This window comes from Fructobacillus apis (assembly GCF_023893635.1).
In the GTDB taxonomy this organism is placed as follows: Bacteria; Bacillota; Bacilli; order Lactobacillales; family Lactobacillaceae; genus Fructobacillus; species Fructobacillus apis.
Window position 1 is genome coordinate 1 of the sequence record NZ_JAMWYK010000009.1, and the last position, 26,479, is coordinate 26,479.

Annotated in this window: 31 protein-coding genes; 29 read left to right on the top strand and 2 right to left on the bottom strand. The window is 48.1% G+C overall.

What is annotated here, in order from left to right; all coding sequences use genetic code 11:
• Positions 1–307: 307 nt before the first annotated feature.
• From NFX39_RS05985 to NFX39_RS06080, 20 genes are all read left to right on the top strand, one after another.
• Positions 308–1,633: an APC family permease gene (locus NFX39_RS05985; RefSeq protein WP_252443976.1), complete on the top strand. Its 1,326-nt coding sequence runs from the start codon at positions 308–310 to the stop codon at positions 1,631–1,633.
• Positions 1,634–1,769: 136 nt separating this feature from the next.
• On the top strand, positions 1,770–2,318 hold the full coding sequence (locus tag NFX39_RS05990; RefSeq protein WP_252443980.1) for an aggregation-promoting factor C-terminal-like domain-containing protein: 549 nt from the start codon (positions 1,770–1,772) through the stop codon (positions 2,316–2,318).
• Positions 2,319–2,433: 115 nt separating this feature from the next.
• Entirely contained in the window at positions 2,434–3,006 is a 573-nt protein-coding gene (locus NFX39_RS05995; RefSeq protein WP_252443983.1) for a YqeG family HAD IIIA-type phosphatase, read from the top strand.
• On the top strand, positions 2,993–4,156 hold the full coding sequence (yqeH, locus tag NFX39_RS06000; RefSeq protein ID WP_252443985.1) for a ribosome biogenesis GTPase YqeH: 1,164 nt from the start codon (positions 2,993–2,995) through the stop codon (positions 4,154–4,156). The genes NFX39_RS05995 and yqeH overlap by 14 nt, the downstream gene beginning before the upstream one ends.
• Positions 4,156–4,473 (top strand): ribosome assembly RNA-binding protein YhbY, encoded by a 318-nt coding sequence (gene yhbY, locus NFX39_RS06005; RefSeq protein WP_252443987.1) that lies wholly within the window; start codon positions 4,156–4,158, stop codon positions 4,471–4,473. The genes yqeH and yhbY overlap by 1 nt, the downstream gene beginning before the upstream one ends.
• Before the next feature lie 14 nt (positions 4,474–4,487).
• Positions 4,488–5,078 (top strand): bis(5'-nucleosyl)-tetraphosphatase (symmetrical) YqeK, encoded by a 591-nt coding sequence (gene yqeK, locus NFX39_RS06010; protein WP_252443989.1) that lies wholly within the window; start codon positions 4,488–4,490, stop codon positions 5,076–5,078.
• Between the two features lie 13 nt (positions 5,079–5,091).
• Entirely contained in the window at positions 5,092–5,460 is a 369-nt protein-coding gene (gene rsfS, locus NFX39_RS06015; RefSeq protein WP_252443991.1) for a ribosome silencing factor, read from the top strand.
• Positions 5,461–5,519: 59 nt separating this feature from the next.
• The gene (locus NFX39_RS06020) at positions 5,520–6,287 is read left to right on the top strand and encodes a class I SAM-dependent DNA methyltransferase (protein ID WP_252443993.1); all 768 of its coding nucleotides are present in this window, start codon (positions 5,520–5,522) and stop codon (positions 6,285–6,287) included.
• Positions 6,284–7,468 carry a nucleotidyltransferase gene (locus tag NFX39_RS06025; RefSeq protein WP_252443995.1) on the top strand — a complete coding sequence of 395 codons (1,185 nt, stop codon included), beginning with the start codon at positions 6,284–6,286 and terminating at the stop codon, positions 7,466–7,468. The genes NFX39_RS06020 and NFX39_RS06025 overlap by 4 nt, the downstream gene beginning before the upstream one ends.
• Before the next feature lie 2 nt (positions 7,469–7,470).
• Positions 7,471–8,040: a YceD family protein gene (locus tag NFX39_RS06030; protein ID WP_252443997.1), complete on the top strand. Its 570-nt coding sequence runs from the start codon at positions 7,471–7,473 to the stop codon at positions 8,038–8,040.
• A gap of 103 nt (positions 8,041–8,143) precedes the next feature.
• Complete coding sequence (locus NFX39_RS06035) at positions 8,144–8,833, top strand: response regulator transcription factor (RefSeq protein WP_252443999.1); 690 nt, start codon at positions 8,144–8,146, stop codon at positions 8,831–8,833.
• Between the two features lies 1 nt (position 8,834).
• Positions 8,835–9,947, top strand: coding sequence for a sensor histidine kinase (locus NFX39_RS06040; protein WP_252444001.1), 1,113 nt, complete (start codon positions 8,835–8,837; stop codon positions 9,945–9,947).
• Between the two features lie 65 nt (positions 9,948–10,012).
• Positions 10,013–10,969 carry a membrane protein insertase YidC gene (gene yidC, locus NFX39_RS06045; RefSeq protein ID WP_252444003.1) on the top strand — a complete coding sequence of 319 codons (957 nt, stop codon included), beginning with the start codon at positions 10,013–10,015 and terminating at the stop codon, positions 10,967–10,969.
• A 34-nt stretch (positions 10,970–11,003) separates the two neighbouring features.
• Positions 11,004–11,777 carry a TrmH family RNA methyltransferase gene (locus tag NFX39_RS06050; protein WP_252444005.1) on the top strand — a complete coding sequence of 258 codons (774 nt, stop codon included), beginning with the start codon at positions 11,004–11,006 and terminating at the stop codon, positions 11,775–11,777.
• A gap of 50 nt (positions 11,778–11,827) precedes the next feature.
• Complete coding sequence (secG, locus tag NFX39_RS06055) at positions 11,828–12,064, top strand: preprotein translocase subunit SecG (protein WP_252444007.1); 237 nt, start codon at positions 11,828–11,830, stop codon at positions 12,062–12,064.
• A gap of 70 nt (positions 12,065–12,134) precedes the next feature.
• On the top strand, positions 12,135–14,600 hold the full coding sequence (rnr, locus tag NFX39_RS06060; protein ID WP_252444010.1) for a ribonuclease R: 2,466 nt from the start codon (positions 12,135–12,137) through the stop codon (positions 14,598–14,600).
• 26 nt (positions 14,601–14,626) lie between these two features.
• A complete protein-coding gene (gene smpB / locus NFX39_RS06065; protein ID WP_252444012.1) occupies positions 14,627–15,091 on the top strand; it encodes an SsrA-binding protein SmpB in 465 nt (154 codons plus the stop codon).
• A gap of 225 nt (positions 15,092–15,316) precedes the next feature.
• Entirely contained in the window at positions 15,317–16,873 is a 1,557-nt protein-coding gene (gene rny, locus NFX39_RS06070) for a ribonuclease Y (protein ID WP_252444014.1), read from the top strand.
• A 124-nt stretch (positions 16,874–16,997) separates the two neighbouring features.
• Positions 16,998–17,369, top strand: a complete 372-nt coding sequence (locus tag NFX39_RS06075; protein ID WP_252444016.1) for a DUF948 domain-containing protein — start codon at positions 16,998–17,000, stop codon at positions 17,367–17,369.
• Between the two features lie 21 nt (positions 17,370–17,390).
• Positions 17,391–17,690, top strand: a complete 300-nt coding sequence (locus NFX39_RS06080) for a hypothetical protein (RefSeq protein WP_252444018.1) — start codon at positions 17,391–17,393, stop codon at positions 17,688–17,690.
• Between the two features lie 55 nt (positions 17,691–17,745).
• Here the strand turns inward: NFX39_RS06080 and rnhC are convergent, their stop codons facing one another.
• Entirely contained in the window at positions 17,746–18,702 is a 957-nt protein-coding gene (rnhC, locus tag NFX39_RS06085; RefSeq protein ID WP_252444020.1) for a ribonuclease HIII, read from the bottom strand.
• A 91-nt stretch (positions 18,703–18,793) separates the two neighbouring features.
• On the opposite strand from rnhC, the gene NFX39_RS06090 reads away from it, so the two are divergent.
• The 4 genes from NFX39_RS06090 (at position 18,794) to NFX39_RS06105 (ending at position 23,302) form a co-directional block, all read left to right on the top strand.
• Positions 18,794–19,315, top strand: a complete 522-nt coding sequence (locus NFX39_RS06090) for a CvpA family protein (RefSeq protein WP_252444022.1) — start codon at positions 18,794–18,796, stop codon at positions 19,313–19,315.
• Positions 19,316–19,341: 26 nt separating this feature from the next.
• The gene (locus tag NFX39_RS06095) at positions 19,342–21,741 is read left to right on the top strand and encodes an endonuclease MutS2 (RefSeq protein ID WP_252444024.1); all 2,400 of its coding nucleotides are present in this window, start codon (positions 19,342–19,344) and stop codon (positions 21,739–21,741) included.
• A gap of 99 nt (positions 21,742–21,840) precedes the next feature.
• Positions 21,841–22,191 (top strand): hypothetical protein, encoded by a 351-nt coding sequence (locus tag NFX39_RS06100; RefSeq protein ID WP_252444026.1) that lies wholly within the window; start codon positions 21,841–21,843, stop codon positions 22,189–22,191.
• A gap of 10 nt (positions 22,192–22,201) precedes the next feature.
• The gene (locus NFX39_RS06105; RefSeq protein ID WP_252444028.1) at positions 22,202–23,302 is read left to right on the top strand and encodes a metaphase chromosome protein 1; all 1,101 of its coding nucleotides are present in this window, start codon (positions 22,202–22,204) and stop codon (positions 23,300–23,302) included.
• Between the two features lie 68 nt (positions 23,303–23,370).
• Here the strand turns inward: NFX39_RS06105 and NFX39_RS06110 are convergent, their stop codons facing one another.
• Positions 23,371–23,694, bottom strand: a complete 324-nt coding sequence (locus NFX39_RS06110) for a hypothetical protein (RefSeq protein ID WP_252444030.1) — start codon at positions 23,692–23,694, stop codon at positions 23,371–23,373.
• 302 nt (positions 23,695–23,996) lie between these two features.
• On the opposite strand from NFX39_RS06110, the gene gmk reads away from it, so the two are divergent.
• Genes gmk through NFX39_RS06135 form a run of 5 tightly spaced genes read left to right on the top strand, consistent with a single transcriptional unit; the run spans position 23,997 to position 26,252 of the window.
• The gene (gene gmk, locus NFX39_RS06115) at positions 23,997–24,596 is read left to right on the top strand and encodes a guanylate kinase (protein WP_252444032.1); all 600 of its coding nucleotides are present in this window, start codon (positions 23,997–23,999) and stop codon (positions 24,594–24,596) included.
• Between the two features lie 17 nt (positions 24,597–24,613).
• On the top strand, positions 24,614–24,829 hold the full coding sequence (rpoZ, locus tag NFX39_RS06120) for a DNA-directed RNA polymerase subunit omega (protein ID WP_252444034.1): 216 nt from the start codon (positions 24,614–24,616) through the stop codon (positions 24,827–24,829).
• 1 nt (position 24,830) lies between these two features.
• Entirely contained in the window at positions 24,831–25,406 is a 576-nt protein-coding gene (locus tag NFX39_RS06125) for a peptidylprolyl isomerase (RefSeq protein WP_252444035.1), read from the top strand.
• Positions 25,407–25,451: 45 nt separating this feature from the next.
• On the top strand, positions 25,452–25,838 hold the full coding sequence (locus tag NFX39_RS06130; protein ID WP_252444036.1) for a CvfD/Ygs/GSP13 family RNA-binding post-transcriptional regulator: 387 nt from the start codon (positions 25,452–25,454) through the stop codon (positions 25,836–25,838).
• Positions 25,839–25,880: 42 nt separating this feature from the next.
• Entirely contained in the window at positions 25,881–26,252 is a 372-nt protein-coding gene (locus NFX39_RS06135) for a hypothetical protein (protein WP_252444037.1), read from the top strand.
• Positions 26,253–26,479: the final 227 nt, after the last annotated feature.

A 26,479-nucleotide genomic window follows, 5' to 3' on the forward strand; every position in this document is an offset into this window, starting at 1 on the left:
AGAAACAAATGAATTGATTAGAATGTATTTAACGGACGTAGCTCAAAATATTTTATACACTTATTTTTGTCCAATTTTTTGACATATGAGCCATTGAAGAGTACGCTGAGCGATTGTATGGAGACTACTATTTACCGCCTGAACCTCATCAATACCGTTTTGGGGATACGACGACGTTTAAATCATCAATAAAAAGCAGTGCATATACGCACTGCTTTTTCGTTCCTGTGTCAGGGAGGCTAACAAAGATGAAAATATGATGATAAATCATGCTAAAATAGATGAAACTAACTCTTAAAGGAGGACGATGATGGAAAAAGAAGAACTGAACCGAGGCTTTGGCCTCTGGTCCTCATTAGCTCTTGTTATTGGTACCATTATTGGATCCGGTATTTTCTTCAAGCAGGGAGCGGTCTTGCAAACGGCAGGGTCTACTTCCTCCGCCCTCTTAGCCTGGTTGGCTGGTGGGATTTTGACTTTGACAGCGGGAATGACCGTTGCCGAAGTTGGTTCCCAGATGACCGAAACGGGTGGGCTCTACCTTTATTTAACGAAGCTTTACGGTAAAACCATTGGTTTCTTGTCCGGTTGGATGCAGGTCGTGTTCTACGGACCGGCCATGATGGGCGCGATTGCTTCCTACTTTGGACTGCTGTTTACGGCTCTTTTCAACTTGCCGATTGCTTGGTCAATTCCAATTGGAATGGTCGGTCTTGGCTTCATTGGCTTGGTGAACTCGTTGCCAAACACAACGTCTGCCTTCTTCCAAGTGGTCACCACGACAATTAAGTTGATGCCCATTATTGGATTGATTATCTTTGGTCTCTTCTTCGGGCAGCACGACGCCTTGGGTCAAACGGTGACGTCAATCAGCAACAGCCACGCCGGTGGTTTCGGAGTTGCGGTTTTGGCAACGCTTTTTGCCTACGATGGCTGGGTAACGCTTGCCAACATCTCTGGGGAAATCAAGAACCCACAAAAGACCTTGCCAAAGGCGATCATTTACGGGCTTTTGGTAGTGATTGTGGCCTACGTTGGGGTTTCTTTTGGAACGTTCTCTTCATTAGGCGGAAACGAAATTGTCGCCTACGGAAACCAGGCAACGATGCACGTTGCCGAAGCGGCCTTCGGGCTCTGGGGTGGGCGCCTCTTGACGCTCGCTATCCTCATTTCTTTGTTGGGTACCTTGAATGGAAAAGTCGTGTCCTTCCCGCGCGTTTGTTACGCCATGGCAAAGCAAGGGGACTTCCCGTTTGCTAAGTTCTTCGGAAGTGTCCACGCCAAGTCTAAGACGCCAAACGGTGCCATCTGGTTGATGATTGGAATCGGCTATGTCATGATGTGGGTCACTGATCCAAACAAGTTGACGGATTACGCCGTTTTCATTACTTTCTTGTTCTACATCTTGGCTTTGGTCGGCTGCTTCATCTTGCGTCACCGTGACCCGAAGGGGGAGAAGCGGACCTTCTCAATGCCTTTGTACCCATGGATTCCAATCGTTGCTATCCTGGGCTCTATCTACGTCGAAGTGTCTGAAATTTTCAACGATTTGCAAGGAATTGCAATTTCGGTTATTATAGTAGTATTAGGTTTGCCTGTATATTACTGGTTGAACCATCGAAAAAGTAAATAAGACAATTCAAACACCTGCTAAACCCGCAGTGTTTACGGAAAAAACGGAGGATTTACTTTATTATTTTTCGATTATTTAAATGATTTTTTGAATTTTAATATTCAACTAATCTTAGTCGTGAATAATATAGGACATGATGTTTAATAAAATTTTACTTACAAGCGTAGCAGTAGTTGGTCTTGCATTGACTGCCGCTAACCAACAATTTAATAATCACCAATCAACGACTGATCAAGCTGTTAAGGTTTCAGGCTCAATTGATGGAAAGATGGTTAAAACGGCTGTTTCTTCATTAGACAACATTAAGAACTTGGAAAACTCTGCCGCTAGTCAGCAAGTTGAACAAGAAGATGCTTCTGCTGAACAAGCTGAAGATACTCAAACTGAAGAAGTTGATACTACGCCAGAACCTGCTGTAGCCTCAACGCCAACACAAACAACGACGGCTTCAGGCGACATTAACTGGTTGATTCAACGCGAATCATCTGGAAACGTGAACGCCCAAAACGGTTCATTCTACGGAATCGGACAGTTGTCACCATCAGCATACGCTACTTATGCTGCTGGACAAGACTACATCGGTAACTACGATGTTCAATTGCAGGCCATGCAAGGTTACATTGCCGGACGCTATGGTTCTGTTCAAAACGCGATTAGTCACTTCCAATCAAACGGTTGGTACTAAGATTAGTCCGTCTAAAATCGGAAGATAAAGACCCCATCTGGGGTCTTTTTTTGTCCAAGGGAAAACCCGAAATCGTGTTATAATGGGGTTAAATTATGAAGCGAGAACAATAACCATGGTCCTAAACTTTTTGAAACCCACCTACCTAGTTGAGTCAGTCTACGACCTCTCGGTTGACGAATTAAAGAAGCACAACATCAAGGCCGTTTTGACGGACTTGGATAACACGCTTTTGGCGTGGAACAACCCCAAGGGAACGCCCGAACTCCACGAATGGTTGAAAGAAACCAAAGAAGCGGGCATCGAAGTCATCGTTGTTTCCAATAACACTTGGCAACGTGTCGAAAAGGCCGTTGGTGACTTGGGCGTTGGCTACGTGGCCTGGTCATTAAAGCCATTGCCCCGTGGTATTCACCGTGTGTTAAAAGAACACCACTTGAACAAAGATGAAGTACTCATGGTCGGTGATCAAATGCTGACCGATGTTTGGGCCGCCCACTTAGCAGGGGTGAAGTCCGTGTTGGTTAAGCGCCTGATTGAATCGGACATGTGGCAAACGTGGGTGAATCGTTTCATCGAAAACCAAGCAAAGAAAATCATTTACAAAAATCAAGAACCGGTCTGGCACGACTCGTTAGCCAAGGCTGTTTCAAAAAAGGAAGAGCAAGAACTTCATGACGGAAAATAGACCAGAAATGGCGACAAAAGAAGAAGTACAAGAAGCGTTGCAAGAAGGGCTTTACTGTATCGGTTGTGGTGCCTTGATGCAGGTTGACCAAAAAGACGAAGCGGGATACCTCCCCATGTCTGCGATGCAAAAGCAATTGGAATCCGATCAGCTGCTTTGCCAACGTTGCTTCCGTTTGCGCCACTACAACGAAATTCAGCCAGTGTCTTTGACGGATGACGACTTCATGAAGTTGCTTCACCAGGTGTCAGAAGACAACGCCTTGATTGTGTACGTTTTGGATCTCTTTGACTTCTCAGGTTCAACCATTCCTGGATTGCCACGTTTCGTTGGTGGGAAGAACCCCATCTACGTGTTGGGAAACAAGGTGGACTTACTGCCTAAGTCATTGAAGGAACACAAGATTAAGGACTGGGTTCGTGGCCGTTTGAAAGAAGAGGGGATTAAGCCCGTTGACGTTGATTTGACATCAGCGGCTCACCCAGCCAACTTGGACGCCATCTTGGAAAAGATTGATGACTTACGTGCGGGACGTGATGTTTACGTTGTTGGAACCACGAACGTTGGAAAGTCCACGCTGATTAACCAGATTATTAAGTCAAAGACTGGTGTCCAAGAATTAATCACGACTTCACGATTCCCTGGAACGACGCTTGATCAAATCGCCATTCCATTGGATGACGGGCAGAACTTGATTGACACGCCAGGAATTATCAAGGCTGATCAATATGCCCATCAAGTGGACGACAAAAACTTAAAGTACGTCTTGCCAAAGAACGAAATCAAAGCCCGTACCTACCAGCTAAACGATGAACAAACCCTGTTCTTCGGTGGTTTGGCCCGCTTTGATTTGGTGTCTGGACCGTCTGATCAAAAGACGTCGGCGACGTGCTACTTTGAAAACAACTTGAAGATTCACCGGACGAAAATGGCTGGTGCAGCGGACTTTTACGAGAAACACCGAGGTGAATTGCTCGCCCCAATTCCGAAGGCTGAAGCCAAGGGCTTCGTCCAAACGGAGTTGAAGACCAAGACGGATGCCGATTTGGTCTTCGCTGGTCTTGGCTTTATCACGCTTCCTGCCGGCACAACGATTCGTGCTTACGCACCTGCAGGTGTTTCCGTATTTCTTAGAAAGGCAATGATTTAATGCAATTAACTGGAAAGCAAAAACGATACCTCCGTTCTGAAGTAAACACCATGACACCAATCTTTTCAATTGGTAAGGGTGGCGCTACAACGGAATGGGTAGAAGAAGTACAAAAGGCGTTGTCAAAGCGCGAATTGGCTAAGGTTAACGTACAGCAGACCTCAGAATGGTCAGCCAAGGACGTGGCGAAGTTCATCGAGGAAAATTCAACGATGACGGTCGCACAAGTAATCGGAAAGACGATTGTCTTGTACGAAGAAGCAACGGACGCGAAGTACGTGAAGTACTCATTGGAAGTCAACAAGTTAGCTAAATAAGTTTGGAGGCAGACATGGTTGAAGTTGATGAGAAACGAATTGCGGAATTGAGTAAACAGGTGCAAGCAAAGCTCTCAGAGCGCCGCTTCGAACACTGCTTACGCGTGAAAGATTACGCGATTAAGTTGGCAAAACAAAACGGTCTTGATGAAAATCAAGCCGCCATTGCTGGCTTGGTTCACGACTATGCCAAAGAACGGTCCGCCTCTGACTTTGAAAAAGAAATTGACGAAAAGCACCTCGATTCCGATTTGAAAAAGTGGGGCAATCCCATATGGCACGGTGTCGTGGGCGCTTACTTTGTCCAAGATGAACTGGGGATTCAAGACCCAGAAATTCTTGAGGCCATTAAAGAACATACAACCGGGGATAACCACGACAAGATGAGCACCTTATCCAAGGTGCTCTTCATGGCGGATTACCTCGAAATGGGCCGGAACTTTCCCGGTGTTGAAAAGGCACGGACGCTGACGGACGAATCGTTAGACGCTGGTGTCTTCTACCAGCTTTCTGCGACCTTGTCCTACTTAGCTGGTCAACAAAAGCCCATTTACCCAAAGACTTTTACCGCCTATAACGACTGGGCAACGTATTTAGCAAAGTAATAAAGGAGCTGACATGGCAGAAAAAACAGCACAAGCACTTTTGAAGACGGCTTTAGCAGCCATCGATAACAAGCACGGAGAAGACCTCACGGCCTTAGACATGCAGGGTGTTTCCCTTTTGGCCGACTACTTCGTATTGGCCTCAGCGGGTTCAGCGCGTCAGGCGCAAGCCATTGCACGTGAAGTAAAAGAAGACGTGCAGGAAGCTGGCTTTGAAATCGACCACATCGAAGGTTTCGACAAGGCCAACTGGATTGTGTTGGACATGGGCGACGTCATTGTTCACGTCTTCGACGAGGAATCCCGTGACTTCTACCACTTGGACCGCCTTTGGTTCGATGCCAAGGAAGTTGACTTGGATCAGTACTTACCAGAACGTTAAACCATAAGGCCATTGCGATGTAGATTGCGGTGGCCTTTTGAACTTGAAAGGATGATAGCATGGCTGCAGAAGAAGCACCCTACCAAACGTTTGCCTCGCTCTATGACGAGCTTTTCGACGGTGAACTATACGTTGATTGGGCGGATTATGTCCAAGAAAAGACGCCGGCTGGCAAGATTTTGGACCTTGGTGGTGGTGCGGGACGTCTAGCCGTTTTGCTCGCCCAGGCGGGCTACCAGGTGGACTGCCTTGATCTGTCTGCCCCAATGCTTGAACTGGCTCAAAAGCACGCAGAAGAAGCCAAGGTCGATGTTCGTCTCTTGCAGGCTGACATCCGTGAGTTCTCCGATTGGGAAGAAAAATACCCAACCATCGTGTCATTCGCCGACACCTTCAACTACTTGCCGACCGTTGAAGAATTCAAGGCGGGATTGGCTCAGGCTTATGCTCACTTGGAAGATGGCGGAACCTTCCTCTTTGATGTCATCACACCAAAGATGGTCAAGGAAAGCTATGATAACTTCTGCTACAACAACGACGATGACCCAGACAAGATTTTTATGTGGACGGCTTATCCGAGTGAAGAAGAAAACGACTACTCCGTTGATCACGATTTGAAATTCTTCTTGTACCAAGAAGACATCGACGCCTTCAAGATGGTTCGCGAAGTGCACCACGAGCTCACGTACGACCGTGACTTTTACGAAGCGGCCCTGAAAGAAGCTGGTTTTGAAAACATTACCTTCAGCGCTGACTTCGGAAAGAAGGAAGCGGACGACGAAGATGAACGCTGGTTTATTTCCTGCCAAAAAGGAGCAAGCAAATGAAAGCTGTTGGAATCATTGCGGAATATAATCCCTTCCACAACGGGCACGCCTACCACTTAGCCGAAGCAAAGCGGGTGACGGGCGCTGATGTTGCCGTTGTCGTGATGTCTGGAAACTTCGTTCAGCGAGGCGAACCGGCCATCTTGGACAAGTGGGAACGCACAAAGCTCGCCCTTCACAACGGGGCGGACCTGATGGTTGAATTACCCGTCTTTGACGCCGTTCAACCGGGTCACCTCTTTGCCAAGGGGGCCATTGCAATCCTTGCCGCTTTAGGCGTGAAGGATTTGGTCTTCGGTTCCGAACATCCGGACATTGACTTCATGGACCTGGCCAAACAGGCACAAGGAATTGAAGCGGAAGGCTCCGGTGCGAAGAATCAAACCTATGCAGCGGCATACGCCGCCGACCTCGAGGAAAAGACAGGTTTCAAGTTGGAAGACCCCAACGACATCTTGGGCTTCTCTTACGCAAAGGCCGTGGTTGAATCCGAAGTCGAGATGAACTTGCACCCAATCGGACGAATCCAAGCCGGGTACCACGACAAGGAATTCGACGAGGGGGCCGAAATTGCCTCAGCCTCATCCATTCGCTTGGCCTTGCATAAGGGAAAGATGGATAAGGTTGAACGCGTCGTTCCCGCGGACGCTTTCAAGGCTCTGCAGGAAAAGCCAAACGCGCTTGGCTTTGAAAAGCCATTCTTCGACCTATTGTCCTACCGCCTGTTGACCGACACGGTCGGCCAGCTCGGGCAGGTTTATCAGATGGCCGAAGGTTTGGAACACCGTTTGGTAGGGGTGGCAACCGCTAAGGAAGCGCCGCAGTCCTATCAGTCCTTCATTAAGGCTGTGAAGTCAAAGCGCTACACCTTCGCCCGGATGCAACGGACGATGCTATACACGCTGTTGAACATCAAAGTCGACCAGATGCAGGCGGCCATGGCGGATTCCTACATTCGATTGCTCGGTTTCACGGATGAAGGACAGGCCTACTTGTCCGAAGTGAAGCGACGCGCCCGTTTGCCAATCATTTCCCGTGTGGATATGGGCTTGGCCAAGGCCAACCTCCGTCTTGATTACAAGGCGGGACTCATTTGGCAGTTGCTTGCAGGCGACCGTCACAGCAAGGATGGACAGGATTTGGCAAGACGACCAATTCACTATATTAAAGAAGAGGATTAACCATGAAGTTTGCACAACAACAATTGCAAAAGTACCGGAACGAAGCGCTTCAGTTTGAAGAAACGCTCGACTTAAATGAACTGATTAAAGAACGTTTCTCCGATTTGATTTTAAATGCTGAACCGGTCAAGGTGACGGGTTCCATCCAAATGACGGAAGAAGACGACTATTTCTTGATGGCTAACTTCCACGCGGATTTGACTTTGCCATCTTCACGTTCTTTACAACCGGTTGACTGGTCATGTGACCTAAACGTTGCCGAAACGTATGTCGAAAATCCTGAAAAGATTAAAGAATTCGACGAAGAAGAACCGGTCTTTGCCATTCAAAATAAGACCATTGATTTAGATGTTGCCATTTTGGACAACATCGTTTCCGCCTTGCCTTTGCAAGTTTTGACCGAAGAGGAAGCGGCAGGTGCGCCACTTCCCGAAGGAAAGGACTGGCAGGTGATTTCCGAAGATGAATTCTTGAAGGAACACCCAGAGGAAAAAGAGGCCAAGGAAACAGCCGAAAAAGCACAAAAATTGGATCCACGTTTCGCAAAATTAGACGATTTCTTTAAAAAATGAGATTAATTCATTTCCTGTGTTAAAATGGATTAAAAGAAATTCATTTAAAAATGAAATTGGCTGATAACGTTGAGCTTTGAGTCGATTTCGAGAAGGAAAAATTATGAGTCGCATTTTAATCATTGAAGACGAAGAAAATTTAGCAAAGTTCGTAAAGCTTGAATTGGAGCACGAAGGCTTCCAAATTGAAACGGTATTGAACGGTCGTGATGGGTTGGATACTGCCTTGAACGAAGACTTTGATTTGATCCTGTTGGATTTGATGTTGCCAGAATTGAACGGATTCGAAGTTGCTCGCCGCTTGCGCGAAGTGAAGAAGACGCCAATCATCATGATGACGGCACGTGATTCTGTCATTGACCGTGTCTCTGGTTTGGACTACGGGGCAGACGATTACGTGGTGAAGCCCTTTGCCATCGAAGAATTGCTCGCCCGTGTCCGCTCATTGCTCCGTCGAATTGACATTGAAAAGACGCCATCTGGTTCAGGCTTGAACGTCATCTCCTTTAAGAACTTGAAGTTGGAAAAGGAAAACCGGACGGTCCGTCGTGACGATCAAATCATTTCGCTCACGAAGCGTGAATATGATTTGCTCTTGTTGCTGGTTGAAAACATCGACGTGGTACAACCACGTGAAAAGCTCTTGAAGAACGTTTGGGGCTTGGATACGAAGATTGAAACAAACGTTGTCGACGTTTACATCCGTTACTTGCGCAACAAGTTGGATGACCCAGAATCAAAGACTTCTTACATTCAAACTGTCCGGGGAACCGGTTACGTCATGCGGAGCTGAGATGGCTGAAGAAAAGAACGACAATTTAAAGAACTCACCGTTTAAGAGTACCCAAGCTGTTTTAACACTGGGCCTAACGGTGGGTTTTTTGCTAATATCACTTGGCCTGCTCGTTAGTCTCGGCCTGTTACAGGGTGGCGAAAGCCTCGGTCGCTTCTTGCGTGCCATTGAAAACTGGTGGTGGGTTTTCATCCCGCTTTCATTGGCCGGGATTTTCCTGCTTTCTTTCTTCTTGGCGAAGTTTTTTGTTCGCCCTGTGAAGCGTTTGAGCAAGGTGATGGAAGCCTTTGAGGAAAACCCACGAACAAAACACCGCATGGCGCGGATCACCTACAATCAGGAACTCGACCAGCTTGGTCAGCTTTTAAATCAGACGATGGACCAGGTGCAAAGCCTGATTGGTGCCCAACAGGAATTCGTTTCGGATGTTTCCCACGAACTCCGGACGCCAGTCGCCATCGTGAAGGGCCACCTGAACCTCTTGAATCGTTGGGGGAAGGATGACAAGGAAGTCCTGGAGGATTCCTTAACTTCCTCTCTTGCTGAAATTAACCGGATGGAAACGCTGGTTAACGAGATGCTTCAGCTGACCCGTGCCGAAAAGATGACGGTTTCGGCCGACGTTGAAAAGACAGCCGTTGCCCCCGTTTTGAAGCGGGTCTACCACGAGTTTGAACTGCTCCATCCAGAATTCGTATGGACGCTCGACAACACCGTCAACGACAAGGCGGCCATTGCCATTCGACCAGACCACTTGGAACAGCTACTCATCATCTTGCTGGACAACGCGGTGAAGTATTCCAAGGACCGAAAGGAAGTCCACTTGGCTTTGGCCCGTGCCGGGTCATGGCTTGAAATCGGCGTACAAGACTTCGGTCAGGGGATTGGGCCAGAAGACATCGACCGCGTCTTCGATCGTTTCTACCGGGTCGACAAGGCCCGTGAACACCAGGTTGGTGGGAATGGCCTTGGCCTCTCCATTGTGAAGAAGATGGTGTCGGCTTACGGCGGACGAGTCGAGGTCGAATCGGCTCTTGGTTCCGGTTCTTCCTTCCGTTTGAGTTTTCCGATGAGTGTCTTGGAATATGAGAAAAGTGAGACAGTGATAGACTAATCTTGCTATAATGGGTAGTATTCCTTGAACGATAGGAAAAGATTTAATCCGATTTAGGAGAAAACATGAAAGCATTAAAGCGCTACGCGACAATCATTGTCGTCTTATTCGATATTTACCTCTTCACTGGTGGTTACGGTACGCACGGTCGTATTTATAACCTCGTTTCAAAGCCAATCGCCGACTTGCTGTTGAAAATCGCCGATGCCGTTGGTGGTGTGAACGCCATCGGTTGGGGAATCATCATCTTGACGGTGATCTTCCGTTTGATTTTGTTGCCAATCATGGTGAACCAATCAAAGAACACGACGATTTCTCAAATCAAGATGCAGAAGTTGAAGCCGGAATTGGACAAGGTCCAAGCAGCCGTCAAGGGTGCTAAGACCCAAGCCGAACAACAAGCTGCATCAATGGTGTCCATGACGTTGTACAAGGAAAACAACGTGTCCATCACCGGTGGGATGAACTGGTTGGCCATGGCGATTCAAATGCCTGTCTTTTCAGGTTTGTATTTGGCCATTATCAACGCCAACGGTTTGAAGACGGCCACGTTCTTCGGACTTGAGTTGTCAAAGCCACAAATCATCTTTTCTGTAATGGTCTTTGTGGTATACGCGCTTCAAGCCTACATGTCACAGTTGCATGTCCCAGCTGCTCAAAAGAAGCAGATGGGGATGATGATGTTGATGATGCCTGTCTTGATTACCGGATTCACGCTTTACTCATCCGGTGCTTTGGGTCTTTACTTCTTCGTCGGTGGAATTTTCGCCGTGATCCAAATGTTCATTAATCACATGCGTTACAATAAGTTGAAGGCTCAAGTTGAAGAAACGTTCACCATCCAAAAGACGGCTGACGAATTGTTAGCTGCTCAAATGACGATGGCAAACGCAGCGAGCCAAATGGGTGGCGCCGGTGCGCAAGCACAAAACAAGGTCCGCCCCGAAGACTTGCGCCCACGCGACGTGACAGAAGAACAAAAGCCCCTTGAAGGGCGAAACGCCGGAAAGCAAAACCGCTAAAACGACCGACTAGCAGTCGGAAAAAGGAAGTATTATGGAACGTATTTTATCGAAACAAAATAACAAGGTAAAAGCCTGGGCGAAGTTGGCCACAAAGAAGGGCCGCCAAGACCAAAAGACTTACTTGTTGGATGGTTGGCACTTAGTGCAAGAAGCCATCAACGCAAAGGCAAAGTTCCACGCCATCATGGCGACCGAAGAACAAATGCAAGAACACTTGGCCGACGTGCCACACGGTGTGCCTGCCTTTGAAATCTCAACAGAAGTGGCTGCCCACATTGCTGGTTCAAAGACGCCGCAAGGCATTTTTGCGGAAGTGACTTTGCCAGAAAAGACCTTTGACCCATCATACGTCCACGATGGTCTCTGGTTGTTCTTGGATGCTATCCAAGATCCAGGTAACGTCGGAACGTTGGTTCGTACGGCGGATGCTGCCGGCTTCAAGGGTGTTGTCCTTGGAACTGGAACGGCTGACCTGTACGCACCAAAGGTTGTGCGTGCCATGCAAGGTTCAAACTTCCACTTGGAAGTCTTGCAAGGTGACTTGCACGACTGGATTAACGCTTTCAAGAACAACGATTTGCCGGTTTACGGTTCTGAATTGAACGAAGAAGCAAAGCCATACCAAGACATCCACGGTATTTCAGCCGGTGCCTTGATTGTTGGTAACGAAGGACAGGGCTTGGACCCTGAACTCGCCAAGGAAACGACGGCCAACCTCTACATCCCACTTCTTGGTTCAGCTGAATCATTGAACGTGGCGGTTGCTGGTGGCGTCTTGATGTTCCGTCTTTCACTTGGAAACTAATTGACAATCTGCTATACTAAAGTATATGAAATGCGAGTGGAGGCGTCCTAGTGACTGATTTTTTGACCATTCTCTTGCTGGTTGTTGGATTCTTGCTGATTGTCTCAGTAATGATGCAGCCAAGTAAGCAACAAGATGCACTGTCAGCTTTGTCTGGTGGGGCAACTGATTTATTTACAGAACGAAAGTCTCGCGGCTTTGAAGCCATCATGCGTCGAATTACGACGATTCTTGGTGCGCTTTGGTTCATCATTGGATTGATTTTGATGTACTTGGCCGCTCATTAATTTATAAGGTCAGTTTACTTTTTTGTAGACTGATTTTTTATTATCCATTTTTAGGAGTTTAGAAACAGTAATGGAACAAAAGCAAATTCGTGAACAACTAGAAGGCTTCTTGAAGGCCAACCACAGCCAGGCCTTTTCTGCCCAAAACCTGGCCGATGGCCTTCGCTTAGAAGGGGCCTCTGGCTACCGCCAGGTACTATCAGTGCTTGAAAACTTGGCTGATAATCAAATCGTCAAAAAAGTCGCTAACGACTCATACCAATACCAGGGTAAAAAGGGTGATATCGTCGGTGAATTCAAGGCCAACGACAAGGGCTTCGGGTTCGTCCGCTATGACGAAAACCTCCCCGACTACTTTGTTGGACCAGACAACACCAACCAAGCCATGCAGGGGGACACGGTTCGTGTTTCCATGCTCCGTCCCGCTAAGTCCGAAGACCGCGGACCGGAAGGAAAAGTTGAAGAGATCATCGAACACGCCTTCACGCGCGTGGTCGGCGTGTACACGTCGAACACGACTTTTGCAGGGGTACTCGGACAGATGCGCCTGACAGACAAGAAGGCGATGTCTTACCAAGTCTTGATTGATTCATCTACAGCCAAGGAAGAATTACACGACGGCCAAGTGGTTGTTGCTGAAATTCAGTCTTACCCAGACGCTTTGCACCCAAAGCAGTTGGTGGCTTCCGTGACTGAAGTGCTCGGTTACGAAAACGAGCCCGGCATGGACATCATGCAAATCGTTGAAAACAAGAACGTGCCAAACCAATTCCCACAGGAAGTGATGGAAGAGGCCGACGCCATTCCAAACGAAGTGCAGCCCGAAGAATGGGAAGGACGCCAGGACATTACGGACCAACCACTGGTCACGATTGACGGAGCCGACACGAAGGATATCGATGATGCCGTTGTCGCTTGGAAGCTCGACAACGGAAACTACCACTTGGGTGTTCACATCGCCGACGTTTCCCACTACGTCCGTCCTGGAACGGCTTTGGATAAGGAAGCCTACCACCGCGGAACGTCTGTTTACTTGGCAGACCGCGTCATTCCAATGTTGCCACAGAAGTTGTCCAACGGAATCGCTTCTCTGAACCCCAACGTGACCCGTTTGGCCATGTCCGTGGAAATGGAAATCGACAAGAACGGTAAGGTCGTCAAGCACCGCTTGGCCCAGTCCGTGATCGAATCCCACGCCCGGATGACCTACGACAAAGTCAATGACATCCTTGCCGGCGACGAAGAAGCCCGGCAGGAATATGCCGGCCTGAAGGACATGTTCGACACGATGGGCGAACTGCACCAAATCTTGGCCAAGATGCGTGCTAATCGTGGGGCCATCGAATTCGATGCACCAGAAGGTTCCATCGTGGTTGATGAAAACGGAAAGGCCATTGACGTTGTGGTTCGCGAACGCGGAACCGCTGAACGCATGATTGAATCATTCATGTTGGCAGCCAACGAAACGGTGGCCGAACACTTCGACAAGAAGAAGGTGCCATTCCTTTACCGGATTCACGAAACACCGGACGAAGAACGTGCCCACTCATTCTTTGAGTTTGCCAAGGCACTTGGTCACCCAGTGAAGGGTGATCCAGCAAACGTGACACCAATGATGTTGCAAACGTTGATGAAGCAGGTCAAAGATGACCCAGCCGAACAAATGATTTCAACAATGATGTTGCGTGCCATGAAGCAGGCCAAGTACTCACCAGACCCAGTCGGTCACTTTGGTTTGGGTGCCGAATACTACACGCACTTCACGTCACCAATTCGTCGTTACCCTGATTTGACGGTTCACCGTTTGATTAAGTGGTACACGAAGAACGGTTACGGTGTGGAAGCGCAAGAAAAGTATGCTTCTTCATTGGCCCAAATCGGTGAGGACACGTCCGTTCGCGAACGTCGCGCCATCGATGCGGAACGTTTGGTTGATGCCATGAAGAAGGCCGAATACATGGAAGACAAGGTCGGTAACGAATACGAAGGTGTTGTGAACGCCGCGTTGAAGTTCGGACTCTTCGTCTCCTTGGACAACACCGTTGAAGGTTTGGTTCACATTTCAAACCTGACGGACGACCACTACGATTACGACGACAAGCATGCCGCCTTGATTGGTCGTTCAAAGCACCATATTTTCCAAATCGGACAACGCGTGAAGATTAAGGTCATCCGTGCCTCGAAGAAGGATTCAACGGTCGACTTTATCCTGACAAACCCTGAAGAAGCCCCAACGACCGACATCAAGGTTCCGCAACCAAACCGAGGCGGCTTTGGTCGCGATAACAAGAAGGGTGGCCGTGGTGGCAACCGTCGTGATGGTGGCAAGGGACGCAACGGCCGTAATGGTGGTTCATCCGACCGTAACCGCGGTGGAAACAACCGCTCCTTTGATAAGAACAAGGGGGGCGGTAACGGAAACCGTAACGGCGGCAAGCCAAACCACGGTGGAAAGCCAAACGGCCAAGGCCGTGGTACTGGAAAGCCCGATTCAAACCAAAACCGTAAGCACGGCTTCTCAATGAAGCAAAAGTAAGCAAGCCAGTCGAAAGGAGAGCGGCAATGGCGAAGAAAAAGCAAGTGATGCAAGATGCATTAGCAACGAACCGGAAGGCCCGTTTTAACTACGCCATTGAAGAAACCTTCGAGGCTGGTGTCGTCTTGACCGGGACGGAAATCAAATCCGTCCGGGCAGGGCAGATTACAATTGGGGATGGTTTTGTGACGGTCAACGATGGCCAAGCCATGTTGGTGAACGTTCACATTTCCTCCTACGAGCAGGGGAACCAATTCAACGTTGATCCCCTTCGCACACGCGTACTACTGCTGCACAAACGTCAAATCAAACACTTGGATGTGTTAGCCAAGGAACCTGGAATCACAGTCGTTCCCTTGAAGGTCTACCTGAAGAACGGTTTTGCCAAGGTTTTGATTGGTGTCGGACGCGGAAAGAAACAGTACGACAAACGTGAATCCATTAAAAAGCGTGATATGGAACGCGATGCAAACCGCCGTTTCAAACGTTAAGTAAAAAAGCTCCTTGTTAAAGGGGCTTTTTCTAATTTAGAGAAAAATTCTAAGGAACGGAAGTGACTTTTTTAATGTAAAAGGCTTAAAAAATCCCCGTATCAGTGTATTTATTAAGCGCGATTTAATGAAATGCTCAAATTCCTTCTAATTGACTGACGGACTCTTTTTGTCTATACTAGAGCTGTGGATTGGATAAAAATTCACTGCTGAAAGGAAAAAATTATGTTAACAATTATCATTTCAGCACTCTTTGCACTTGTAATCGGTTTAGCTGGTGGTTATTTGGTGAAGAAGGTCGTCGACCGTCTTCGCTTGGATAACGCTAAGCAGGTTGCGGCAAACATTTTAAAACAAGCAAACGATGAAGCTAAGTCAATCAAGAAGTCCGCTGAAGTCGATGCAAAGGGCATGGCCCAGGAGTATCGTCATCAAATCGAGCAGTCTTTGTCTGACCGCCAAAAGCGCGTCGAAGACCAAGAATCCCGCTTGCAGGACCGGATTGATACCTTAGACCAAAAAGACGCCACATTGAACCAACGAGACGCTTCTTTGATTAAGAAGGAGAACCAAGTTCAGACTCGTTTGGACGATGCGGCGAAGAAGCAAACAGCTGCCGAAGAAAAGCTTTCTGCCCAAGAAGCAAAGCTTGAAGAAATCGGACAGATGACAAAGGAACAGGCACAAGAAGTTGTGCTTTCCTCTTCTAAGGCACTCCTTGAAAAGGAACGTGCTGCGTTAATTCAAGAATATGAAAACGACGCGAAGAGCGAAGGTGAAAAGCGTGCCCGTGACCTCGTCGTTGAAGCCATCCAACGTTCAGCCGCCGATACGGTGTCTGACGTGACGGTTTCCGTGGTTAACTTGCCAAGTGAAGACATGAAGGGCCGTATCATCGGTCGCGAAGGTCGAAACATCCGCACGATTGAAGCGTTGACGGGAATCGATTTGATTATCGATGACACCCCAGAATCAGTCGTTTTGTCAGGATTTGATCCACTGCGTCGCCAAATCGCGAAGAACGCTTTGGAAGCCCTGATTTCAGATGGTCGAATTAACCCAGCTAAGATCGAAGAAGCCGTTGAAAAGGCCCGCCGTCAGATGGATGAAAACATCCGTCAGAAGGGTGAAGCCGCGGTCTTCGACCTTGGTTTGCGTGGTTTGCACCCAGACTTGATTAAGTTAATCGGTCGGATGAACTATCGTACATCATACGGTCAAAACGTTTTGCAACACTCAATGGAAGTGGCAAAGTTAGCCGGTTTGATGGCCTCAGAATTTAAAATGGATGTGGCACAAGCAAAGCGTGCTGGGCTCTTGCACGATATTGGAAAGGCAGTTGATGCCGAAGTCGAAGGTTCACACGTTGAACTGGGTGTTCGGATTGCCGAAAAGTATCATGAAAAGCCAAACGTCATTAACGCAATCGCCGCCCACCACGGTGATACGGAAGCAACATCGCCATTGGCCGATTTGGTCGCCGCTGCGGATGCCATTTCTGCAGCCCGTCCAGGTGCTCGTTCAGAATCGCTTGAAAACTACGTTCAGCGTCTGACTGACTTGGAGCACATCGCCGGCGATTACACTGGTGTTCGATCAGCTTACGCCATCCAAGCCGGACGTGAAGTTCGCGTGGTGGTTGAGCCTGATCAAATCTCTGATATTCAAGCTACGGTGTTGGCACACGACATCAAGGCGGAAGTGGAAGAGCAACTCGAATACCCTGGTCACGTCAAGGTGACGGTTGTTCGTGAAACAAGAGCGGTTGATTACGCTCGTTAAAAAAAGCCCTTCGGGGCTTTTTTATTTGATATCGGGATGAAATGGGCGGTCCTTCTGAAAAGTCGCGCGATATTTGTTACAATAGACTTGTTTTAATATGATGAACATCAAGATTGGAGAATATATGACGATCGGACAAGTTTCACTTTTAATTTTCGCATTGGCCTTTTTGCTCTTAGTTGTGGCACTCGTGGTCTTCTTACTGCGTTTGACGCGTTCCGTTTCTGTTTTGACAACGGATTTGGATACGATCGCCCGCTCTTCCAACGAGTTGTTGGCCAACACCAATATCTTAGTTGATGACATCAACGATAAGATGGCAACGTTAAACGTCACCGTACAAGCGGCAGCCGACTTGTCAGAAACGGTTTCTGACTTGAATCGCTCCGTTCGCAAGACTTCATCAAAAGTTTCAGGATTTGGAACGGCAACGAAGACAGGAATGGCAATGGTCCTTTCAAAGTTCTTCAAGAAGTCAAACAAGAAAAGTAAATAAAGAACACAAGGAGAATTAACCATGAAAGCAAGCACGAAAGTCGCTGCAGGATTCCTGTTCGCCATGGGTGCAACGGCAGCCTACAAGTTGTCTAAGTCCAAGCAAGACCAAGAAGCCTTGAAGAACCGTTTGGCTGACATTCAAAGCCAAGCCCAAGACCTCATTGCCCAAGCCCAAGATGCCGTGGCACCTTACTTGGAAAAGGCAAAGGCCTCATACGATTCAGCCTCACAAGCTGTGAACGACCAAGTTCAAGCAAAGGAAGATGCTGAACAACCAGACATCGAAATCGAAGCTGAACAACTCGATTTGAATAAGTAAAAAAAGACCACCGGAAAAGCGACTTGCTCTTCCAGTGGTTTTTTACTGTTTTAAATTAGAGAAGCTTCTTTGCCTTTTCAGTGTTGGCAAAGTGCAGCTTGGCGAAGTGGCCGAGGTTTTTACCGGACTTCATGATTTGAGCTGCCACGCGGTCGGCTTCTTTGCCGGCCCCGATTGGCAGTTTCATGCCGGCTTCCTTGCTGAGCTGTTCCATGGTTTGGAGCTCGACGTAGCGGGCGAGCACGGAGGCGGCAGCGACGGCTACGTGTTCCTGTTCCCCCTTGGTCTTGAAGTAGGCCTTGACGGGTGCTTTTACTTGCTTGTTCTTTTGCAAGTAGCGGTTGTAGGATGACTCCTGTACGAACTGGTCGATTAACATTCCGTCCGGCTTTTCACCGTTCAGCTTCGCAATCACCTTGTTGTGTGCGAAGTTGTGGGAGAGGGCCTTCATGGCGACCACGTTTTGTCCGCTCTGTTGCTTTTGGTTGTAAAAGTCAGGGGTGAGGTTGACGATGTGGTAGGGGAGGTTTTCGATAATGTAGGGCGCCAGCTTCACAATTTTATCGTCGGTCAACGTCTTGGAATCGGCAAAACCCATTGCTCGAAGCTTTGGAACTTGATCTCGAGAGACGTACACGGCGGCGGTCGTCAACGGACCAAAATAAGCCCCTGCGCCGACTTCATCGGAACCAATCACGCCCCAATCTTTGAAATCAGTTGGCAAGGCACTTTCATTGTGCTTGTTCTTCGAAGCCGGCTTGGCCGGCGTTTTTCCAGAAACTGAAGAGGCAGCAGTCTTTGAACGGTCAATGTTATTCGCCCAGATGGCCGCTTCCTTCTCGTTTTCCGGCCCCTGGAACATCACCTTACCCGATTGGTAAGCCGTAATCGTCACGCCCGGCTTCTTCGCCTGAAAGAGCGTGTACTGCGGCGCCGGTTGCACCGCGTAGGGACCGTAAATTTCCTCGGCTTTTTTTAAAGCCGCTTTTGTCAGTAAAATCACAGTTTGCATGCCTTAATTATAGCAGTTTTAATGGTATAATTGACGGTATTCAGTAGATTGCACAGTTGTTCCATTCACTGTGCATTAGGAGGATTCAACAATGATTTTGATGTGGATTGCCATCATCTTTTTGCTATTAATGTTCATGTCCGGTTACCGGATGGGACTCGTAACGACGTTAGCCCGCTTTGCACTCTGGGCTTTGGTCTTTTACATCGCAACGGTGCTTTCCAAGCCATTGGCCTCCGTCTTTTCCACTTGGGTGTCCGGTCAATTCGCCCGGCCATCCGTACCGAGCGCCCTTGCAAACGAAGGAACGCAGTTCTTGTCTTCTGGTTTGGCCTTTGCCGTCATCATGATTTTGGGGTCATTTCTGGGACACTTCTTGCTCCGTTCCATCCACTTCGTCCGTCGCATCCCGTTCTTGGGTAAAATCGACGGTCTCTTGGGTGCCATTCTGTCACTTGTCTTAGGACTCGTGATTACCTTCTTCTTGCTCCAACTGTTCTCCGTTGTGCCGAACGCTTGGTTGCAGGGACAGTTTGCAGAAAACCACCTGTTGAACGAATTCATGGACCAGTTCCCAATGATTTCAAATCAGATTTACCACTGGTGGCTCTAATCCATTAAGAAAGTATACGAGGGAATATGAATCAAAAAGTTCTGAAAACACTCGAATATGACAAAGTAAAAGAAGCGCTTTTGCCCTTTATTCAAACTGAGCAGGGGAAGAAGGCGCTTTTGGCGTTACGTCCATCTTCCGACTATGACCAGGTGGCCACTTGGTTGAACGAAACGGCCGAAGCCGCGATGATTGAACGGTTGCACGGCGGGATTTCACTGCCCGATTTGACGGACATCAAAGAGCAGGTTCGCCGCCTAAAGATTGAGGCGTCCTTGAACGGAACGGAAATCGTGGCATTGGCGAAGGTGCTGATTGCAACGGCCGCCGTTGCCAACTTCTTCGACCGGATTCAAGCCGACGATATGGCTGACTCGATAAACGCCTTGCAGGCTAAGGTCGAAGAGTTGACTTTACTCCCTTCTCTAACGAAAAAAGTCCAGGACACGGTCGACGAGACGGGTCACGTCCTCGATTCTGCATCTTCAGCACTGGCTTCCTTCCGTCGCCAAATGGCAGGAAAGGAAGGGGCAATCCGCGACAAGTTGGCCTCTTTCACTCGCGGTAAGTCGGCGCGTTACCTGTCCGAAACCATCGTGACAAAGCGTGGGGAACGCTACGTTTTGCCCGTTAAGGTGGAATACCGCCACCAGGTTCCTGGTATCGTCCACGACCAGAGCCAGTCTGGTCAGACCTACTACATCGAACCACAGTCCGTTGTCGAACTCGCAAACGACCTTTCCGAGGTTCGTGTCTTGGCCCTCGCAGAAGAGGACCGCGTCTTAGCCGAACTCTCCGTTGAGTTGGCCGACCACCAAGACGATTTGATGAAGAACGCCAACATCCTCGGACAGTTGGACTTCATCAACGCCAAGGCACGATTGGCCAAGGCACAAAACGCCATGGCACCCGAACTGTCAAAGAACCACGTCGTTGAATTGAATCAGGCCTGGCACCCGTTGATTGGGGAAGAAAAGTCCGTCAAGAACGACATCGCCTTAGGTGCTGACTACCAGACATTGATCATCACCGGACCGAACACGGGTGGAAAGACAATCTCCATCAAGACGATGGGGCTCTTGCAGCTTTTGGCCCAGTCCGGTCTCTTCATCACGGTTGGTCGTCCATCGACCGTTGCCGTCTTTGAGGATATCTTCGCCGACATTGGGGATGAACAGTCCATTGAACAGAACTTATCCACATTCTCTTCTCACATGAAGAACATCAAGGGCATTTTGGAAGAGACCAACGAAAACTCGCTCGTTATCTTCGATGAGTTGGGTGCCGGAACGGATCCGGCCGAAGGAGCCGCTTTGGCCATGGCCATCTTGGACCGTTCGGCCGAACTCGGTGCCAAGACGATTGCCACGACCCACTACCCTGAACTAAAGCTCTACGGAAACGAACGTTCCAACACCGAAAACGCCTCCATGGTCTTTGACGTGGAAACCTTGCAGCCAACTTACCAGTTGCTGATTGGGGTGCCGGGACAGTCAAACGCCCTGGCGATTGCCTCCCGTCTTGGCTTTGACCAAGGCCTTCTAGATGATGCCAAGCAAATGGTGAGCCCAGAAGATCAGAAGTTGAACCAGATGATTAAGGAACTGGTCGACCAGAACCAGTCGGCCAAGGAAAAGCTGGCCCAACTCGAAGCGGACCAAAAGCAGCTTGATTCCGAAAAGACAAAGGTCGAAGAAGAACAGCTGAAGTTCGAAAAGGAGCAAGCCAAGCTCATGATGGACGCCAAGAAGCGTGCCAATGAGTTGGTTTCAAAGACCAAGGCGGAAGCCGAAAAGTTGATCAAGGACATTCGAAACGAACGCTTGAACAACGGTGGTCAGAAGAACGGCTTGTCCGAACAGGACCTGCAAAAGCAAAAGCAGGCCATCGCCTCCTTGCACCAGTCCGATAAGCTGGAAAAGAACAAGGTCTTGCAGAAGGCCAAGCGGGCCAAGGAGTTGTCGGCTGGGGATGACGTTGTCGTTTCCTCCTACAACCAGCAGGGAACCTTGGTTAAGAAGCACAAGAACGGTCAGTGGGAAGTTCAGATGGGTATCTTGAAGATGCTTGTTGATGAAGACGACCTGAAGAAGACCGAAGCAACGGCCAAGGCCCAAGAGAAAAAGCAAAAGCAAAAGGCACAAAAGGTACAACGGACAGCTGCTGCCGGTCACACGGCCCGCGTGCAAGCCAAGTTGGACTTGCGTGGTGTACGCTATGAAGCGGCTTTGCACGAATTGGATCGCTACTTGGACTCCGTTGTTTTGGCCAACCTCTCTTCCGTTGAAATCATTCACGGTAAGGGATCGGGTGCCTTGCGCCAAGGGGTCACGCAGTTCCTACGTTCCGACCGTCGCGTGAAGGAATTCCACTTTGCTTCCGCAAATGCTGGGGGCGACGGTGCCACGGTAGTGACTTTGAAGTAAGTAAAAAACATAAATTTGGGGATTAGCCCAAAAACGCGCTACACTAGAGTTGAAAAAGCGTTTGTTAATCGCCGATGCCTACGGGCAAAAGGAGAGCATATGTCAGAAAAGAAATATCCCGCAGGGCAGTATTTATCCGCCTTGTTCGGCTACGCCCGGGACTTCAACTACAATCACTTGGTCTTTGAAGTGAACCGTTTCAAGGTGTCCGTCTCCTTGCAACGTCGCTCAAACACCTACGGAAATGCAGATCTTTTCTACTCATCTGCGGATCCAAAGGCCTTTGCGCCAGTCTTGTCAGCCATCAACCAGGCCATCGAAATTGCCGAGTTGGAAGGTGACCGCCAAGCCAAGGTGAAGACGCCGGATTTGAACCGTGAAGAACAAATCTTCCAATTTAAGTTGAAGGAATTTGGTCACGGAAAGTACTTACTCGATTTGTCTGTCTAAGGAGGACATTATGAAGCAGGGAAAGTCAGCCCAGATTAAGAAATTTAAGAAGCAGAAGAACTTGCAAAAGTTCCAAGAAAGTAAGAAGTTATCCCCATTTGACTACAACGAGTTCGCGGGATTCCTGCGTGCCCGTTTCTTCTTGACGAAGCAACACACGTACCAACCGGAAACCTTTGAAGTGGCTTCCTTCTTCTTGGATGATTTGATTGCAACGATGGTGCAGTTGAACTTTACGGACTTCACCTCTGACAAGCACGTCATCGTGAAGATGAACGAGGTGATGCAAGCAGCCTTGGTCCAATCAACGGACCGCGACTGGCGCTACTTCGTGACCTTGATGCCCGTGTTGTATGACATCCAATCATTCTTGGCAAAGGAAGCATCCGTAAACGACCGTTTCTCACTTTCGACAACGCCATTTGATCCAAATTTCTGGCGCATGATTGTCCGTACGGTTTTGGCGGTCAACTACTTCCGTTACGAAGGAAAAGACGTCAAGAAGGTGATGGAAGAATCAAACGCCATCGACGACTTGCAGTTCAAGTTCTTGAGCCAAAACGAAAAGGACGATGACTTCGCCCTTGAAACCATCGAAGACGTCTACTCAGGCGTGAAGACGATGGAACCAAAGTTGAAGATTAAGGACTTCAAGGAAGGAAAAGAGAAGTTGTCCGCTGACCAATTGGCTGAAGAAGAAGCCTTCGGTAAGCGCATGGTTGAAACCTTCCAGAAGACAGCCATCAAAGATTTGGTTTCCGACCAAGAAGTTCGAATGCTTCTGGCCTTCCACAAGGGATTGGCAGAGCAGTACAACTTGACGCACCGTGAATGGTCAAACGCGGCCTTGGCAAGCTTTGCCAAGGACCACTTGATGGACTACTGGACACCGGAATGGGATTCATTGGACGGACTTGGTGGGGAAGTTGCCCGCTATGTGAAGTTCTTGGATGAAAAAAAGGCGGTGGACACGGTTCGCTTAGCCGAGTTGCAAGCTTCTGGCTTGGACCACTACATCGACATCAAGGCTTTGAACACTTTGCTTGAAAAGCTTTCGGTCAAGGATGTGGAAGCCTTGCTTTCTTCACCTAAGAAAGAAGACGAAAAATAAAAGTGCAAACAAAAAGACCAACTACCAAAGAGGAAAGGTAGTTGGTCTTTTTTCAACTTGACTAGCTCCTAACCGATGTGGCGGAGCAATTCTGGCATCAAGAGTTGGCATTGCTTAGTCATTTGATCTTCAATCATCAAAGCGCCGGCCTTGTCTTGGAACAAGACACCGTAAAAGTCTTGGATTCGTTCGGAATCAAAAGAATAGTTCATCTGAACGGCGATGGGTTCAGCCGTGTTCAGGGCACTTTCCAACTTGTTAATCAAAACCGTGCTGGTTTGCTGTTCTTTCAATGGCACCACTTCAAAGTGCTCCTTTACCTTGGTCCAGCTGTTCTTCAACTGACCGAAAACGTTAAGTTGTGATTGGGCTGAAAGCTTTACTTGCATCATGCCGCCTCCTCTTTATCTCTGTGACTTTAGTATACGAACAACTGTTCGATTTTGCAAGGGGTAAATTAGTTAAGAAAAGGTTGAGGAAAAGTCAAACCCTTACGTGACAGGCTTTTAACGCCTCTTTTGATTAGGGGAACAAGTTTTCATCTGTTCGAACAAAGGGGAACAAGTTGTTTGGGCATGGGTCGCTTTTGACTTTTACAGACGATGCCTTAGCATAAGACCTTTATATTGATAAAAAGGGTAAATTTTGGTAAACTTCTTGTATTAGATACTAAAAAACAGTAAAGAGGACGCATATGACGACACGGGGCTTGTTAATCGTCTTGTCAGGGCCATCAGGCGTTGGTAAGGGAACGGTTCGAAAGGCAATTTTTGAAGATGATGCGGTAGACTTCCGCTACTCAATTTCTGCAACAACCAGAAAGCCCCGGACTGGGGAAGAAGACGGAAAGGATTACTTCTTTGTTTCTCGCGAAGAGTTCGAAGAAAAGATTCAAGCCGGCGACATGCTCGAATATGCCGAGTACGTCGGAAACTACTACGGAACGCCACGTGACTTCATCGAAGAAACGTTGGCTTCTGGTAAGGATGTCTTCTTGGAAATCGATGTTCAGGGGGCCTTGCAGGTCAAGGCGAAGATGCCAGAAGGTGTTTACATCTTCTTGACACCACCTGACATCGCCAACTTAAAGAGTCGATTGATTGGTCGCGGTACGGATTCAGCTGAAGTCATCGAAAAGCGAGTCGCTGCTGCCAAGGACGAATTGAAGAAGATGATCAATTACAACTACGCCGTTGAAAACGACGTTGTTCAAAACGCGGTGGACCGAATCAAGGCCATCATTACTGCGGAACGCCTTAAGGTGAACCGGGTCATCGAAGAAATTGCTGATTAAAGCTAAAGGAGAACACCATGTTACTTTATCCATCCGTTGATAACTTGCTCGAAAAGGTTGATTCACGTTACAAGTTGATTGCTTTGGCATCAAAGCGTGCCCGTGAATTGGATGCTGGTATGCCAGCAACGCAAGTGAAGTTTGATTCCAACAAGACCGTTGGTCAAGCTTTGGAAGAAATCGAAGCCGGCGACGTGGTCATTAACCCAGTCGTACAAGATACTGAGGACTAAGATGACTGATTTTCCTCAATTAAAGGTAACGGAAGCCGACGTTTCCGCTACCATTCAAACAAACTATGGTGACATTGCACTCGCTCTCTTTCCTGACCAAGCACCAAAGGCAGTTGAAAACTTCCTGACTTTGGCAAAAGAAGGAAAGTACGACGGTGTTATCTTCCACCGTGTCATCAAGGACTTCATGATTCAATCCGGTGATCCGGAAGGAACGGGTCGCGGTGGTGAAAGTATCTGGGGAAAGCCCTTCAAGGATGAGTTCTCAAAGGAGCTCTTTAATATCCGCGGGGCGCTGTCAATGGCAAACGCTGGGCCGAACACAAACGGTTCACAGTTCTTCATTGTTCAAAACAGCCACTTCCCTAAGCAAATGAAGCCTTACTTGGGACGCTACGCTGAAGAAATTCAAAACGTTTACAAGGAACAAGGTGGAACATGCTGGTTGGACGGCAAGCACACAGTGTTTGGCCAAGTTGTTTCCGGTATGGACGTGGTGGACAAGATTGCAAAGGCCAAGGCTGATGCAGCTGACCGCCCATTAGAAGATATTGTGATTGAAAAAGTGGTCCTCTAGCCAAACGGCGGGGCCTTTTTTATTAAGGAACACAAGGAGCAACAGATGACCTATCAAATCGGCCAAGAGGTTGAAGGAACCGTTACGGGAATTCAACCATACGGTGCCTTTGTTAAATTAGATGAAGAAACGCAGGGATTGATTCACATCTCCGAGTTGAAGTCGGGTGTGGTAAAAGACTTAAAAGAAGAACTGACGATTGGTCAAAAGGTGAAAGCCATCATCTTGGACATTGATCAGTACAGCCAAAAGATTTCGCTTTCCGTTCGCCAGCTTTCATTGGTGGACTTGAAGGACACGCCGATCATCAAAAACAACAACGTAAAGCGTCGTTTCTGGACGAACTACCACTTGGACTTCGGTTTTGCTACGATTCGGGAAGCGATGCCCGGATGGTTAAAAGAAGCAAAGAAGCGTTTAGGAATCGATTGATCGTTTAAAGTGGATGGTTATAAAGGTTAAAGGAGTTTTCATATGACAATGGTCGCGGCAACAGTAATTGCCTACGAAAATGACATGCCCTACTTTTTGGTGCAACAAGTGGATGGAAAAGAACAGTTCATGGCGGTGAAGGTTCACCGTCACCACGAACAGACGTCGCTTGGCGTTATTTTGAATTCCTTTTCTTCTTCGGGGGTAAAGGACTTCGATGATTGGCGCCTGGGTGAACTTTCTACTATAAAACACTCGGATGGGAAAATGGCACCGCTCTATTCTTTCCATGTCAAGGACTTCCGATCACTACAAAAAGAACTCCAATCCGACCTGGTATTCAAAAACGGGGACGAGATTGCGGACCTCTTAAAGACAATTCAACCATCGACTTTCGCTGCCTTTGATGAATAAGGGGAAACGAAGGTCGTTTTTTCTTGCTAAAAATCCGGAAAAGCCCGAATATTCTTGCTTCCGTAACGCAACTGGTTCGTTTTTGTAATATTGCTGTAAAAAAGAAAGAAAAAGTGTTGACGAAAGCAGGGGTTATCCGTATACTAATATTTGTTCCTTGCGAGGGACAAGGCGCTTATAAAAAGCGCTAAAAAAACTCTTCATAAAGCGCTTGACCATCGGTCATA